Origin of the sequence: Pseudomonas crudilactis (assembly GCF_013433315.1) — a bacterium.
In the GTDB taxonomy this organism is placed as follows: Bacteria; Pseudomonadota; Gammaproteobacteria; order Pseudomonadales; family Pseudomonadaceae; genus Aquipseudomonas; species Aquipseudomonas crudilactis.
This window is the reverse complement of record NZ_WXVV01000013.1, coordinates 42,385-55,978: the sequence shown is the minus strand read 5'-3', so window position 1 is coordinate 55,978 and position 13,594 is coordinate 42,385. Positions and strand designations below refer to the sequence as shown.

General features: G+C 59.3%; 13 protein-coding genes. 8 read left to right on the top strand and 5 right to left on the bottom strand.

What is annotated here, in order from left to right; translation table 11 throughout:
- Positions 1–64 precede the first annotated feature (64 nt).
- Positions 65–457 (top strand): malonate transporter subunit MadL, encoded by a 393-nt coding sequence (gene madL / locus GTU76_RS15935; RefSeq protein WP_016984760.1) that lies wholly within the window; start codon positions 65–67, stop codon positions 455–457.
- Positions 458–462: 5 nt separating this feature from the next.
- Positions 463–1,227 (top strand): malonate transporter subunit MadM, encoded by a 765-nt coding sequence (madM, locus tag GTU76_RS15930; RefSeq protein ID WP_016984761.1) that lies wholly within the window; start codon positions 463–465, stop codon positions 1,225–1,227.
- Between the two features lie 426 nt (positions 1,228–1,653).
- Here the strand turns inward: madM and GTU76_RS15925 are convergent, their stop codons facing one another.
- Entirely contained in the window at positions 1,654–2,574 is a 921-nt protein-coding gene (locus tag GTU76_RS15925) for a LysR family transcriptional regulator (protein WP_016984762.1), read from the bottom strand.
- 141 nt (positions 2,575–2,715) lie between these two features.
- Between GTU76_RS15925 and trhA the strand changes: the two genes are divergently transcribed.
- Positions 2,716–3,333 (top strand): PAQR family membrane homeostasis protein TrhA, encoded by a 618-nt coding sequence (gene trhA / locus GTU76_RS15920; RefSeq protein WP_016984764.1) that lies wholly within the window; start codon positions 2,716–2,718, stop codon positions 3,331–3,333.
- Positions 3,334–3,435: 102 nt separating this feature from the next.
- Here the strand turns inward: trhA and GTU76_RS15915 are convergent, their stop codons facing one another.
- Positions 3,436–4,347, bottom strand: a complete 912-nt coding sequence (locus GTU76_RS15915; RefSeq protein ID WP_016984765.1) for a LysR family transcriptional regulator — start codon at positions 4,345–4,347, stop codon at positions 3,436–3,438.
- A 108-nt stretch (positions 4,348–4,455) separates the two neighbouring features.
- Here GTU76_RS15915 and GTU76_RS15910 point away from each other — a divergent pair, with 108 nt between their 5' ends.
- On the top strand, positions 4,456–5,697 hold the full coding sequence (locus GTU76_RS15910; RefSeq protein WP_180699038.1) for a D-amino acid dehydrogenase: 1,242 nt from the start codon (positions 4,456–4,458) through the stop codon (positions 5,695–5,697).
- A 52-nt stretch (positions 5,698–5,749) separates the two neighbouring features.
- On the top strand, positions 5,750–6,652 hold the full coding sequence (locus tag GTU76_RS15905) for a transporter substrate-binding domain-containing protein (protein WP_180699037.1): 903 nt from the start codon (positions 5,750–5,752) through the stop codon (positions 6,650–6,652).
- A 121-nt stretch (positions 6,653–6,773) separates the two neighbouring features.
- Here the strand turns inward: GTU76_RS15905 and GTU76_RS15900 are convergent, their stop codons facing one another.
- Both GTU76_RS15900 and GTU76_RS15895 read right to left on the bottom strand, forming a co-directional pair.
- Positions 6,774–7,493, bottom strand: a complete 720-nt coding sequence (locus GTU76_RS15900) for a 16S rRNA (uracil(1498)-N(3))-methyltransferase (protein ID WP_016984768.1) — start codon at positions 7,491–7,493, stop codon at positions 6,774–6,776.
- A gap of 143 nt (positions 7,494–7,636) precedes the next feature.
- Positions 7,637–9,043, bottom strand: a complete 1,407-nt coding sequence (locus GTU76_RS15895; protein ID WP_007913711.1) for an adenosylmethionine--8-amino-7-oxononanoate transaminase — start codon at positions 9,041–9,043, stop codon at positions 7,637–7,639.
- A gap of 223 nt (positions 9,044–9,266) precedes the next feature.
- On the opposite strand from GTU76_RS15895, the gene GTU76_RS15890 reads away from it, so the two are divergent.
- The gene (locus tag GTU76_RS15890) at positions 9,267–11,036 is read left to right on the top strand and encodes a flavin monoamine oxidase family protein (RefSeq protein ID WP_180699036.1); all 1,770 of its coding nucleotides are present in this window, start codon (positions 9,267–9,269) and stop codon (positions 11,034–11,036) included.
- A gap of 371 nt (positions 11,037–11,407) precedes the next feature.
- Here GTU76_RS15890 and GTU76_RS15885 read toward each other — a convergent pair whose 3' ends face one another.
- Positions 11,408–11,938, bottom strand: coding sequence for a hypothetical protein (locus GTU76_RS15885; RefSeq protein WP_246376050.1), 531 nt, complete (start codon positions 11,936–11,938; stop codon positions 11,408–11,410).
- 288 nt (positions 11,939–12,226) lie between these two features.
- Here GTU76_RS15885 and GTU76_RS15880 point away from each other — a divergent pair, with 288 nt between their 5' ends.
- On the top strand, positions 12,227–12,778 hold the full coding sequence (locus GTU76_RS15880; protein WP_007913713.1) for a cytochrome b: 552 nt from the start codon (positions 12,227–12,229) through the stop codon (positions 12,776–12,778).
- A gap of 31 nt (positions 12,779–12,809) precedes the next feature.
- Entirely contained in the window at positions 12,810–13,385 is a 576-nt protein-coding gene (locus GTU76_RS15875; RefSeq protein WP_016984772.1) for a YceI family protein, read from the top strand.
- Positions 13,386–13,594: the final 209 nt, after the last annotated feature.

Here is a 13,594-nt window from a genome sequence, read left to right as displayed (position 1 = left end):
ACCGCCGACTCAAGCTTCGAACAACAAAAACAACATTCGACGATGCACTTTGAGGACTACAACAATGATTATTTACGGTGTGGCGTTTCTCGCCTTTTGTACGTTGGTGGGTATCTGGGTCGGTGAACTGCTCGGCAAGCTGATCGGCGTGCCGGCCAACGTCGGCGGCGTCGGCATTGCCATGCTGCTGTTGATCGGTCTGGGCAGTTATCTGAACAAAAGCGGCTGGCTCAAGGGCAAGACCGAGCAGGGCGTCGAGTTCTGGAGCGCTATCTACATTCCGATCGTCGTGGCGATGGCAGCGCAGCAGAACGTGTATGGCGCGCTCAAGGGCGGGCCAATGGCTATTCTCGCCGGCACACTTGCCGTGGTGATCGCTTTTGCCCTGGTGCCCGTGCTGACGCGCATGGGCAACAAGGAGCAGACCCCGATCGCTCCAGCCAAGACTGCGGGGTAAGCGCCATGTACGAATCAATGATGAAAGTGATCACCGGTTACGGTTTGATCAGCGGTTTCCTGATTGTCGGCCTGACCATGTGGGTGTCCTACTGGATGTCCAACACCTTTACCAAGGGCCGCCTGCACGGCTCGGCCATCGCCATTTTGCTCGGGCTGGTGCTGTCGTATGTCGGCGGTGCGCTGACCGGTGGGCAGAAGGGCGTGGTGGATATTCCGTTGTTGTCGGGCATCGGCTTGCTCGGTGGGGCGATGCTGCGCGATTTCGCGATTGTCGCCACGGCGTTTGGCGTGAGTGTCGATGAACTCAAGCGTGCCGGGTTCGTCGGAGTGCTGGCGCTGTTTGTGGGGGTCGGCACGTCGTTTGTCGCCGGGGTCGGTGTGGCGATGGCGTTCGGTTATACCGACGCGGTGAGCCTGACCACGATTGGCGCGGGCGCGGTAACTTACATCGTCGGCCCGGTGACCGGCGCGGCGATTGGCGCGAGTTCCGAGGTGATGGCGCTGTCGATTGCGGCGGGGCTGATCAAGGCGATTCTGGTGATGGTGATGACGCCGTTCGTAGCGCCAATGATCGGTTTGAACAACCCGCGCAGTGCGGTGATTTTTGGCGGGCTGATGGGCACGTCCAGCGGTGTGGCCGGCGGGTTGGCGGCGACGGATCCGAAACTGGTGCCTTATGGGTGTCTGACGGCGGCGTTTTATACCGCGCTCGGGTGTTTGCTTGGGCCTTCGCTGTTGTTCTTGGCGATGCGCGGGTTGGTGGGGTAATCGCTAAAGGCTGCCCTCACCCTAGCCCTCTCCCGGAGGGAGAGGGGACTGACCGAGTTGTTTTGGCGCTATACATCGACCTGAAATTCCTGCGTCGAACTCAGGTCTTGAAACCCATGAAGATCTGCTCCCTTTACCCCTCTAACCCTTGGGGGAGAGGGGACTGACCGAGCTGGATGTTGGAGGTACGTCGACCTGAAAGTCCTGAGTCGAACTCAGGTCTTGAAACCCATGAAGTCTGCTCCCTTTCCCCCTCTAACCCTTGGGGGAGAGGGGACTGACCGCGTTGGATGTTGGAGGTACGCCGACTTGAAAGTCCTGAGTCGAACTCAGGTCTTGAAACCCATGAAGATCTGCTCCCTTTCCCCTCTACCCCTTGGGGGAGAGGGCTGGGGTGAGGGGGTAGCTCTTGATTTTGATCTTGATCTAAACCCCAACCTGCCGATTCGCATACATCCGACACTCCGCCAACAGCGCCAGCAAATTCGGGTCCCTTTCCTTGGCCTTCAAGAACACCACACCAATGTGCTGCTGCAACCGGTATTTCTCCTGCAACGGAATCAACTTCACCCGATTCTCATACACCGCCGCAATCCTTCCAGGCAGCAACGCATAACCCACCCCCGAGCTGACCATGCTCAGCAGCGTGAAGATGTCATTCACCTGCATCGCCACCTTCGGCTCGAACCCCGCCTGCTTGAATACCCGGTTACCGTCCTGATGCGTGGCAAAGCCCTGGGTCAGCGTGATAAACGTTTCATCGCGCACCTCGGCCAGATCCACTTCACTGCGTTGCGCGAACTTTGAGTCCGCCGGGGTGGCGAGGAAGATATCGTCGGAAAACAGCGCGATCTGCTCGCAATCCGGGTCGTTGACGCTGTCGTCCAGCGATACCAGAATCGCGTCGACTTCCATGTTTTTCAGCTTGTAGAGCAGGTCGATGTTCGAGCCGAGGATCAGATCGATGTTGAGTTCACTGCGGCGAATCTTCAGGCCCATGATCAGTTGCGGCACGGTTTTCACGGTCAGTGAGTACAGCGAGCCGAGTTTGAAGCGTTCGGCAGAGAACCCGGCGGCTTCGCGGGTCAGGCGTACGCTTTCGACAACGTCGTTGATCAGCTTCTGCGCGCGCTCCTCCAATACATAGGCACTTTCCAGCGGCGTCAGGTTTCGGCCTTCATGTTTGAACAGTGGGCAGCGCAGGGCACTTTCCAGCGAATGAATGGCGCGGTGCACGCTGACGTTGCTGGTCTGCAACTCGGCAGCGGCACGGGCGAGGTTGCCGGTGCGCATGAAAGCGAGGAACACCTCGAGTTTTTTCAGGGTCAATTCTTCGTCGATCAGCATGGCGCGGACTCTTTTTGGTATCGGCCGATTGTGCCCAATTACCACGACGCGCGCAGGCTGATGTTGAACAGAAACATTGCGCTTTTACGCTGAAGGCCCGAGCCTTGCGCGCTGCGGTAACGAATGTGAGGTGAGCAATACATGTATCACGGAGAACGATTGAACGCCTGGACCCATCTGGTCGGGGCGGTGGCGGCATTTATTGGTGGCGTGTGGATGTTGGTGATCGCCTGCCTCGACGGCAGCCCGTGGAAGATTGTCAGTGTGGCGATTTACGCATTTACCTTGCTGGTGCTCTACAGCGCTTCGACCGTGTACCACAGCGTGCGCGGGCGCAAGAAAGCGATCATGAAGAAGGTCGATCACTTTTCGATCTACCTGTTGATTGCCGGCAGTTACACGCCGTTCTGCCTGGTGACCCTGCGCGGTCCGTGGGGCTGGACGTTGTTCGGGATTGTCTGGGGGCTGGCGCTGATCGGCATCCTGCAAGAGATCAAACCGCGTTCGGAAGCGCGGATTCTGTCGATCGTGATTTACGCGGTGATGGGCTGGATTGTGTTGGTGGCGGTCAAGCCTTTGATTGCGGCGCTGGGCACTACAGGGTTTGCCTGGCTGGCGTCGGGCGGGATTTTGTACACGGTGGGGATTATCTTTTTTGCCCTCGATCACCGGTTGCGACATGCGCACGGGATCTGGCATCTGTTCGTGATCGCCGGGAGTTTGCTGCACTTTGTGGCGATTCTGTTTTATGTCCTCTAGAGACACCACCATCCCGCTGTGGGAGTGAGCCTGCTCGCGATGGCGTCCTGTCAGTCGACAGCGTATATGGCTGATGCACCGCTATCGCGAGCAGGCTCACTCCTACAGGGGAACCAGTTCTTCCAGTTGCTTCTGTGCACGATCACTGAAGATTTTCAGCAGACCATTCAGGGTATGCGGCGGCGGTTCGCTGGCGCGGGTCACGGCGTACAGCGTGATCGGCAAAGGCGGGGCCAACGGGCGAATCGTGGTGGTCGCCGTAGACGCGCCGAGTGCAGTAAACGGATCAATCACCGCCACCCCCGCACCCGATTCCACCATCGCTCGCGCCAGTGAATACGTCTGCACGGCGATCCGCACCAGCGGTGGCGGCTCGACCGCTTCCAGATAACTGTCGAGCCGCGCCGCCAACGGATCGGCACTCGACAACCCAATCAACGACGCTCCCGCCAGCGCCATCAATGGCAATGGTTTTCCCGCTTCTTCAACCGGCCAGAAATCTTTCGGCGCCAACGCCACCAACACCCCTGATGCCAGTGCCTGCGCTTTCAGGGCCGGGTGATCGGGCAACTGCAACGTCAGCGCGACATCCACCTCGCGCATCAACAAGTTCTGCATCAGCTCACGGCTGTGGGCGCTGGACAGTTCACAGGCGATGTCCGGGTAACGCGTCGTCCACTGATGAATCGCCGGCGGCAACAACGACAAGGCCAGCGCCGGTGTCGCACCGATGCGCAAACTGTGCCCCGGCTCGCGACGCAGGCTCTGCGCCAGACGTCGCACGCCTTGCAGGCTTTCCGTGACCTTGTCGACCTCACGCTCCAGCTCCAGCGCTTCCGGGGTCGCCTGCAACTTGCCACGCACGCGCAGGAATAACGGAAACCCCAGTTGCTGTTCGGCGTGCTGCAACACTTTGCTCACCGCCGGTTGCGAAACGTGCAGCAGCTGCGCGGCGCCGCTGACCGAGCCGGTCTGGCGGATGGCCTGGAAAATCTCGATGTGACGTAGACGCATGGCGATTCCATAACCTTTGTTTATGGTCCAGGCATCTTTATTCATTGTTCGGCGGCTGTCACCTGGCTCTAACCTCGGATTCGTCTTTACCAGGATTCAGAGGCAGCAATGGCTCAGCGTGTGTGCATCATCGGCGGTGGCGTGATCGGTCTGGCGACGGCCTATGCGCTGGTGCGCGACGGCTTTGAGGTGACGGTGATCGAGGCGCGGCAGTCGCTCGGCACCGAGACCAGTTTTGCCAACGGCGGCCAGTTGTCCTATCGCTACGTCGCGCCGCTGGCCGACGCCGGCGTGCCGGTGCAGGCGATAGGCTGGATGCTGCGTGGCGACTCACCGCTCAAGCTGCGTCCGCGTCTGGATCCTGCGCAATGGCGCTGGATGGCGGCGTTTCTCGCTGCCTGCCGCACTTCGGTCAACCGTGAAAATGCCGCGCACCTGCTGCGTCTGGCGCTGTTCAGCCAGAGCACGCTCAAGCGCTGGCGCGAGGACGATGGGCTGGACGGATTCAACTGGCGGCGCAACGGCAAACTGGTGACCTTCCGCAATGCCAGCAGTTTTGAGCATGCACGCAAAGGCCTGGCCGATCCGCAGCAACAGCAGGTGTTGTCCGCCAGCGAATGCGCGCAACTGGAACCGGCGCTGACCGATGCGCCGTTTGTGGGCGCGATCTATACGCCGGATGAAGAGGTTGGCGATTGCCACGGTTTCTGTCAGCAACTGGCGGCGCGATTGAGAGCGTCCGGGCGCTGCGAGTTTCGCCTCGGCCAAGCGGTGACTGCGATTCGGCACAGCAACGGCGCGGTCACCGCTATCGAGTTGGGCAGTGAAACGCTGCCGGTCGAGCAATTGGTCATCGCCGCCGGCCATCGCAGTTCATTTCTGGCGTTGCCCGGTTTACGTTTACCGCTCTACCCGCTGAAGGGCTACAGCCTGACCGTGCCGATCGGCAGCAAGCACCGCGCGCCCGACGTGAGCATCACCGACTACGACCGCAAGATCGTCTACGCGCGTATCGGCGAACAGCTGCGCGTGGCGGCGATGGTCGATATTGTCGGCTTCGATCCGGCAGTTGATCCACAACGATTGGTGCTGATCAAACGTCAGGCTCGCGACACCTTCCCCGACGCCGGAAGCTACGACGCCGCTGTCGAGTGGGCTGGCATGCGCCCGGCGACGCCAACCGGTGTGCCACTGTTAGGTGCCACGGTCTATCGCAATCTATGGCTGAATCTCGGCCACGGTGCGCTCGGTTTTACCTTGGCCTGCGGCAGCGCACAGTTGCTCGGCGAGCTGATCGGCCAACAACACACGTCGATTGATCTGCACGGTTTCAATCCCCGTGCGGCGTGAATGATCAACGCTCTACCGTTCAAAACAACCACATCGACAACGGAGAATAACAATGCAAAAAATCACGTTGCTTGCCTGTACGTTGGGACTGCTGATCGGCGGTCAGGCCCATGCCAGTGAGGCGCCATTGATCGGCACGCTTGGCAAGATCGCCGGTGCCAACAGCATCACCCTGGGCTATCGCGATGCCTCGGTGCCGTTCTCTTACGTGGGCGATAACACCGGTAAACCGATGGGCTATTCGGTGGATCTGGCGGGCAAGATTGTCGAGCGAATTCAGCAGAAGCTGGCGCTGACGGATCTGAAGGTGAAGTACAACCTCGTCACTTCGCAGACGCGAATTCCACTGGTACAAAACGGCACGGTCGACCTTGAATGCGGCTCCACCGGGGTGACGGCCGAGCGACAGAAACAGGTGTCGTTTTCCTACGGTTTCATCTACGTCAAAGGCCAGTTGCTGACGGCCAAGGACAGCGGCATCAAAAGCTTCGACGACCTGCGCGGCAAGAACGTAGTGACCACGGCGGGCACGACCAACGAGCGCTACCTGAAGAGCTACAACCACGATCACGAACTCGACATGTCGGTGATCAGCGCCAAGGATCATGGCGAGGCGTTCCAGATGCTTGAGTCGGGACGTGCAGCGGCGTTCTATATGGATGATGCGTTGTTGTACGGCGAAAGGGCCAAGGCTCGCGACCCGCATAACTGGGTGGTGGTGGGGGAGGAGCAGTCGCGGGAAATCTACAGCTGCATGGTGCGCAAGGACGATCCGCAGTTTCTGGCGCTGGTGAATGGCGCGTTGGCGGATCTGTACCGTTCGGGTGAGATCAACGGGATTTATCAGCGCTGGTTTGAACAGCCGATTCCGCCGAAGGGGCTGAACCTGGAGTTCCCGATGACCAGCGAGTTGAAAGCGATTATTGCCAGGCCGATCAGTGATCCGGTGCAGTAAATTTCAGACCGAGACGCCGCCATTCGCGAGCAAGCTCGCTCCCACATTGGATCTCGGTTATGCACGAATTTTGTGTTCACTGTAGACCTGCTGTGGGAGCGAGCTTGCTCGCGAAGAGGCTTTAGAAATCCCCCCAAAGCTGCTGGGCCACCGCCAGTGCCACCACCGGCGCCGTCTCGGTACGCAACACGCGCGGGCCGAGGCGGGCGGCGTGGAAGCCGTTGCCCTTGGCCTGTTCAACCTCGGCATCCGTCAACCCACCCTCAGGTCCGATCAGGAACGCCAGCGTCGCCGGTTTGGCATGACTCACCAACGGCTCCGCCACCGGGTGCAGCACCAGTTTCAACTCGGCTTCAGTCTGCTTGATCCAGTCCGCCAACAACACCGGCGGATGAATCACTGGCACCCGCGAGCGCCCGCATTGCTCGCAAGCGCTGATCGCCACTTGGCGCCAGTGCAGCAGGCGTTTGTCGGCGCGTTCGTCCTTCAGGCGGACTTCGCAGCGATCACTGAAGATCGGCGTAATTTCATTCACGCCCAGCTCGGTGGCTTTCTGAATCGCCCAATCCATCCGCTCGCCACGGGACAGCCCCTGGCCGAGGTGGATGTGCAGCGGCGATTCGACCTGGCCGGCGAGTTGCTCGTCGATCTGCACGGTCACGCGCTTCTTGCCGACTTCCAGCAGGGCGCCGCGAAACTCATGGCCGGAACCGTCGAACAGCTGCACCGCATCGCCCTCGGCCATGCGCAGCACGCGGCTGATGTAATGCGCCTGGGCCTCCGGCAATTCGTGTTCGCCGGTGCTCAGGGGGGCGTCGATAAAGAAGCGGGACAGTCTCATTTCGGGTCTCTGGAAAGATGTGAATCAGGTGGATCGGTGTCGACTTCATTCGCGAGCAAGCTCGCTCCCGCATTTGCAATGCATTCCCCTGTGGGAGCGAGCCTGCTCGCGAAAGCGGCAGTTCAGGCGCCAAAAATTTTGAATCAGCCCGGATCGCGGAAGCCGGGATGGAAGTCTTTTGGCACCGCGACGCTGACGCTGTCACGGGTGGCGATGTCGATGCCTTCGCTGGCGACTTCGGCGAGGAAGTCGATCTGCTCCGGGGTGATCACGTACGGCGGCAGGAAATACACCACGCTGCCCAGCGGCCGCAGCAACGCGCCACGCTCCAGCGCATGCTGGAACACTTTCAAGCCGCGACGTTCCTGCCAAGGGTAGGCCTCTTTGGTGGCTTTATCCTTGACCATCTCGATGGCCAGGACCATGCCGGTCTGGCGCACTTCGGAGACGTTCGGGTGATCGACCAGATGCGCCGTCGCCGAGGCCATGCGCTGCGCCAGGGCCTTGTTGTTCTCGATGACGTTGTCCTGCTCGAAGATATCCAGCGTCGCCAGCGCCGCCGCGCACGCCAGCGGGTTGCCGGTGTAGCTGTGCGAATGCAGGAACGCGCGCAAGGTCGGATAGTCGTCGTAGAACGCGCTGTAGACCTCATCGGTGGTCAGGCACGCGGCCAGCGGCAGATAGCCGCCGGTCAAGGCTTTCGACAGGCAGAGGAAGTCCGGACGAATGCCGGCCTGTTCACAGGCAAACATGGTACCGGTGCGGCCAAAGCCAACGGCGATTTCGTCGAGAATCAGGTGCACGCCGTAACGGTCGCAGGCCTCGCGCAGCAGCTTGAGATAAACCGGGTGATACATGCGCATGCCGCCGGCGCCCTGAATCAACGGCTCGACGATCACTGCCGCGACGCTGTCATGATTTTCTGCCAAGGTCTGTTCCATGGCGGCGAACATATTGCGCGAATGTTCTTCCCAGCTCATGCCCTCGGGGCGCCCGTAGCAATCCGGGCTCGGCACCTTGATGGTGTCCATCAGCAGTGCTTTGTAGGTTTCGGTGAACAGCGGCACGTCGCCGACCGCCATCGCCGCCATGGTTTCGCCGTGGTAACTGTTGGTCAGGGTGACGAAGCGCTTCTTGTTCGGTTGACCGCGATTGAGCCAGTAGTGAAAGCTCATTTTCAGCGCGACTTCGATGCAGGACGAACCGTTATCGGCGTAGAACACCCGATTCAGGCCTTCCGGTGTCATCTTCACCAGACGCTCGGACAACTCAATCACCGGTTGATGGCTGAAACCGGCCAGAATCACGTGTTCCAGCTGATCGACCTGATCCTTGATGCGCTGATTGATGCGCGGGTTGGCGTGGCCGAACACGTTGACCCACCAGGAGCTGACCGCGTCGAGGTAGCGCTTGCCTTCGAAGTCTTCGAGCCAGACGCCTTCGCCGCGCTTGATCGGGATCAGCGGCAGCTGTTCGTGGTCTTTCATCTGGGTGCAGGGATGCCACAACACCGCGAGGTCGCGTTGCATCCACTGGTTATTCAGGCCCATTTACAGTCTCCTCGAGGCGGCTCGCGACAGGCGCGGGCAAACAATCGCGCAAGCCTATGCAATGCGTCGCGCGGGGACAACCCATTGTGTCGATTGAGCTACTTTGTATGAGCCGATAGACGTCGCTGGCGGCGTTTTGATGGCTAACGTATTCTTCGCGGTTCTTTGGGTCGTCTGATCCGCAAAACTGCTTTTTCCTACGTGTATTTCCGGAGTTCGCTGAATGTCTGTCGGTTGGCTGCGCGCCTGTGCGCTGGTGATGTTGGGGCTGTTCAGCGTTACAGCGCTGGCCAAGGATAAAACCGCAATCGTGATCGGCGGCGGCCTCTCGGGCCTGACTGCCGCTTATGAACTGCAAAACAAGGGCTGGCAGGTCACCCTGCTGGAAGCCAAGCCGAGCATGGGCGGTCGCTCCGGCATGGCCACCAGCGAGTGGATCGGCAACGACAAGACCCAGCCGGTGCTGAACAAGTACGTGTCGACCTTCAAGCTCGGTACCACGCCGGCTCCGGAATTCGTGCGTACGCCGGGCTACCTGATCGACGGCGAGTATTTCTCCGCTGCCGATCTGGCGACCAAGCAACCGGCCACCGCCGACGCCTTGAAGCGCTACCAGAAAACCCTCGACGATCTGGCGCGTTCGATCGACGACCCGCAGAACCCGGCGGCGACCAGCACCCTGCACGCGCTGGACCAGATCACCGTATCGAGCTGGCTCGACAAGCAGAATCTGCCGGCCACCGCGCGCCAGTTGATCAACCAGGACATCCGCACCCACTACGACGAACCTTCGCGTCTGTCGCTGCTGTACTTCGCGCAGCAGAACCGCGTCTATCGCGGCGTTTCCGACCGTGACCTGCGCGCTTCGCGTCTGGTCGGCGGCAGCCAGGTGCTGGCGCAGGCGTTCGTCAAACAGATCAAGACCATCAAGACCAATTCGCCAGTGTCGGCGATCAATCAGGACAAGGACGGCGTGACCGTCAAGGTCGGTAGTGTTGGCTACCAGGCTGACTACGTTGTGCTGGCCGTGCCGCTGCGTGCACTGAACAAGATTGCCCTGACGCCGGCGCTGGATGCCCAGCACATGGCTGCGATCAAGGGCACCAACTACGGCTGGCGCGACCAGATCATGCTGAAGTTCAAGACGCCAGTGTGGGAAAGCAAGGCGCGCATGTCCGGCGAGATCTATAGCAACACTGGTCTGGGCATGTTGTGGATCGAGCCTGCGCTGAAGGGCGGCGCCAACGTGGTGATCAACCTGTCCGGCGACAATGCCCGCGTGATGCAGGCGTTCGGCGACAAACAGATGGTCGATCAGGTGCTGATCCGTCTGCACGCGTTTTATCCACAGGCCCGTGGCTCGTTCACCGGTTATGAAATCCGTCGCTACAGCACCGACCCGTCGATGGGCGGCGCGTATCTGGCTTACGGCCCAGGCCAGATCAGCAAGTTCTGGCGCCTGTGGGAACGTCCGCTGCAACGCGTGACGTTCGCTGGCGAACACACCGACACCTTGTACCCCGGCACCCTGGAAGGCGCACTGCGCACCGGCCAGCGTGCGGCCAGTCAGGTTGAAGATCTGGCGGCAGGCAAATCGTTCGAGCCGGTCAAAGTGGTTCCGGCTGCAGCAGCGGCAGGCGCGGCGGGTGCCGTGGCGGCGAAGAAGGGCAACTTCTTCACTAATCTGTTCGGCGGTTCGGATGACGAGAAGAAGCCTGAGCCTGTGAAGGCGCCAGAGCCGGCTCCTGCACCGGTCGCTCCAGCGCCTGCGCCGACCCCGGCACCCGCGCCAGCGCCGGTGGAAGCACCGAAACCAGCGACCCCGGTGAAAGCTGAACCGGCGAAGAAAGCAGCGGCCAAGCCAGCGGCGAAGAAGCCGGCTGCGAAAACCGAGGCGAAAAAGCCTGCGGCCAAACCGGCGGCGAAAAAGGCTGAACCGGCGAAGAAGCCAGCAGCCAAGCCGGCAGCCACGACTGAGACGAAGGCGCAGTAAGCCTTTGCTTCAATAAAAAACGCGGCCATTCGGGCCGCGTTTTTTTTGCCAGAAGCGTGCACTGCAATCCTTCCCTGAGCAGTCTCATGGCTTACCGCTGCGCAGGACACTTCCCACAAAACAATCAGAACGAAATGATAGCGGGTGCCTGACCTCCAACTTTATGCTTGAAAAAATTGGAGGCGCTAGATGAAAAGACTTACGGTAATACTTTTGTTGATGACACTTTCCGGTTGTGCCAATGGGCGTTTCTTTCCTGGGGGTTATGGCGCTGAACTTGCCCATCAATGCAAGATAGATCCATATAGCGCGGATTGCTTGCAGCCGCCGGCGGTGTTCACCAACTAATCAATAAAACTAACTAACGCTTGTTAAAAGTCCCATTTGAAGAACTCCGTGCCGTTCGGTAATTTTCGGAGCCATCGTTGCTTGGGTTTTCGAATGCGCCCGGGGACAAATCCGGAGCGGGCCCAGCGCAGATTCCCGTTGCGCTGATCGTAGATGACCAGGTTCCCATCGTCCTGGAGCGTCATATACGTGTTGTACCAGAGCGATTTGTCGAGGCTGTGAGTGCTTTCAGCAATCCATAGGCGCCGTCGGGAAGGATCGTAGAGAAAACCGTTATTGCTGATGACAAACTGCAGTGGTTCACGCATCTTTTTTGGATGCAAAGTTAAACTGTAAGGTTGATGGTTATCGGCAATCCACACTACCGTTTCACCGTCTTTGATCACAAGAATTCCATCGCTCTGCAATATCAGGCGGAATCGGCCGTTTTCGGATTGCAGATATTGGCCTGGGGTCAGGGTTTGGTTTGGCGGTAACTCGGAAGTACCACTTGCTTGAAAGGGGGTGTAACGAAGAGCCATGTTGTTGACCTTTTCAAAGAATGATTGAGTCATCATTTGATCAGGTGCAGACGTACAACTAGCGATACATAGTTATCGATTGAGAATTTCTCTAGCGACGACCTTCCTGTGATCGCCACCTGCTCCGGGGAGCGTCGGATTGCCAGCGAAATCGAGCAGCATGGCCCGAGCGCTGTGCGGACAAATCGCCTTTAATCTTTCCTTAACACGCCACTTCCAGACTCTTGATCGTATTTCTCGATATTTCAAAGCGAAATTTTCCGCTTTAATTCGATAGATAACTCGCTAGTCTTGGTTCGCAGTTCTCACAGGATTTGGGCAATGCAGCTACGCAATTCTTCTTCGCGCTATGGTTGGGTCAGCATCTTCATGCACTGGGGCGTGGCGCTGGTGGTCTTCGGGCTGTTCGCGCTGGGCCTGTGGATGGTCGGGCTGGATTACTACAGCAGCTGGCGCAAAGAGGCGCCGGATCTGCACAAGAGTATTGGCCTGGTGTTGCTGGCCGTTATGGTGTTGCGGGTGCTGTGGCGCTTTATCAGCCCACCACCGCCGACGCTGCAGAGCTACAGCCGGATGACCCGCATCGGCGCCAAGTTCGGCCACGGGTTTCTGTATCTGGCGCTGTTCGCTGTGATGCTTGCCGGTTACCTGATTTCCACCGCAGACGGTGTCGGGATCCCGGTGTTTGGCCTGTTTGAAGTTCCTGCACTGGTTTCCGGACTACCGGATCAGGCAGATACCGCCGGGGTGATTCATCTCTGGCTGGCGTGGGCGCTGGTAATTTTTTCCGGTCTCCATGCGTTGGCAGCATTGAAGCACCACTTTATCGATCGTGATGCGACCCTGACGCGAATGCTCGGTCGCAAAGCCTGAAATTCAACCTCGACTCAAAGGAAAAGAAAGCATGTTGAAAAAGACTCTGGCCGCTCTGGCAATCGGTTCTGCACTGCTCTCGGCCCAGGCCATGGCAGCGGACTACAAAATCGACAAGGAAGGTCAGCACGCCTTCGTTGACTGGAAAATCAGCCACCTGGGTTACAGCTTCATCCACGGTACTTTCAAAGATTTCGACGGTACGTTCTCGTGGGATTCGGCCAAGCCTGAAGCCAGCAAGATCGCTGTAGACGTTAAAACCGCCAGCCTGTGGTCGAACCACGCTGAGCGTGACAAGCACATCGCCAGCAAAGACTTTCTCGACGTGGGCAAGTTTGCTGATGCCAAGTTCGTCTCCACCGCCGTTAAATCGACCGGCGAAAAGACCGCTGACGTGACCGGCGACCTGACCCTGCACGGCGTGACCAAGCCTGTGACCTTCAAAGCCACGTTCAACGGCGAAGGCAAGGATCCATGGGGCGGCGAGCGTGCTGGCTTCAACGCCAAGACCACCCTGAACCTGAACGATTTCGGGATCAAGGGCCCAGGTCCTTCCTCGCAAACTGCGGATCTGGACATCTCGCTGGAAGGCGTGAAAGTTCAGTAACTTTCGCCCCGCCACATAAAAACGCCACCGGTTGAAAGACCGGGGGCGTTTTTTATTGCCCGTCACATGACTTGAGACCAGCGCATATCCACTGTGGGAGCGAGCTTGCTCCGGGCGGCGATCCGACGAATGCGGTGTGTCATTCACCAGAGGTCTCGACTGATCCGACGCTTTCGCGAGCAAGCTCGCTCCCACAGGGGGATTGTGGT

Excerpts from the sequence above, each read along its gene's own strand:
- madL (WP_016984760.1), top strand. The coding sequence starts at position 65 with ATGATTATTTACGGTGTGGCGTTTCTCGCCTTTTGTACGTTGGTGGGT.
- madM (WP_016984761.1), top strand. The coding sequence starts at position 463 with ATGTACGAATCAATGATGAAAGTGATCACCGGTTACGGTTTGATCAGC.
- GTU76_RS15925 (WP_016984762.1), bottom strand. The coding sequence starts at position 2,574 with ATGCTGATCGACGAAGAATTGACCCTGAAAAAACTCGAGGTGTTCCTC.
- trhA (WP_016984764.1), top strand. The coding sequence starts at position 2,716 with ATGTATCACGGAGAACGATTGAACGCCTGGACCCATCTGGTCGGGGCG.
- GTU76_RS15915 (WP_016984765.1), bottom strand. The coding sequence starts at position 4,347 with ATGCGTCTACGTCACATCGAGATTTTCCAGGCCATCCGCCAGACCGGC.
- GTU76_RS15910 (WP_180699038.1), top strand. The coding sequence starts at position 4,456 with ATGGCTCAGCGTGTGTGCATCATCGGCGGTGGCGTGATCGGTCTGGCG.
- GTU76_RS15905 (WP_180699037.1), top strand. The coding sequence starts at position 5,750 with ATGCAAAAAATCACGTTGCTTGCCTGTACGTTGGGACTGCTGATCGGC.
- GTU76_RS15900 (WP_016984768.1), bottom strand. The coding sequence starts at position 7,493 with ATGAGACTGTCCCGCTTCTTTATCGACGCCCCCCTGAGCACCGGCGAA.
- GTU76_RS15895 (WP_007913711.1), bottom strand. The coding sequence starts at position 9,043 with ATGGGCCTGAATAACCAGTGGATGCAACGCGACCTCGCGGTGTTGTGG.
- GTU76_RS15890 (WP_180699036.1), top strand. The coding sequence starts at position 9,267 with ATGTCTGTCGGTTGGCTGCGCGCCTGTGCGCTGGTGATGTTGGGGCTG.
- GTU76_RS15885 (WP_246376050.1), bottom strand. The coding sequence starts at position 11,938 with ATGACTCAATCATTCTTTGAAAAGGTCAACAACATGGCTCTTCGTTAC.
- GTU76_RS15880 (WP_007913713.1), top strand. The coding sequence starts at position 12,227 with ATGCAGCTACGCAATTCTTCTTCGCGCTATGGTTGGGTCAGCATCTTC.
- GTU76_RS15875 (WP_016984772.1), top strand. The coding sequence starts at position 12,810 with ATGTTGAAAAAGACTCTGGCCGCTCTGGCAATCGGTTCTGCACTGCTC.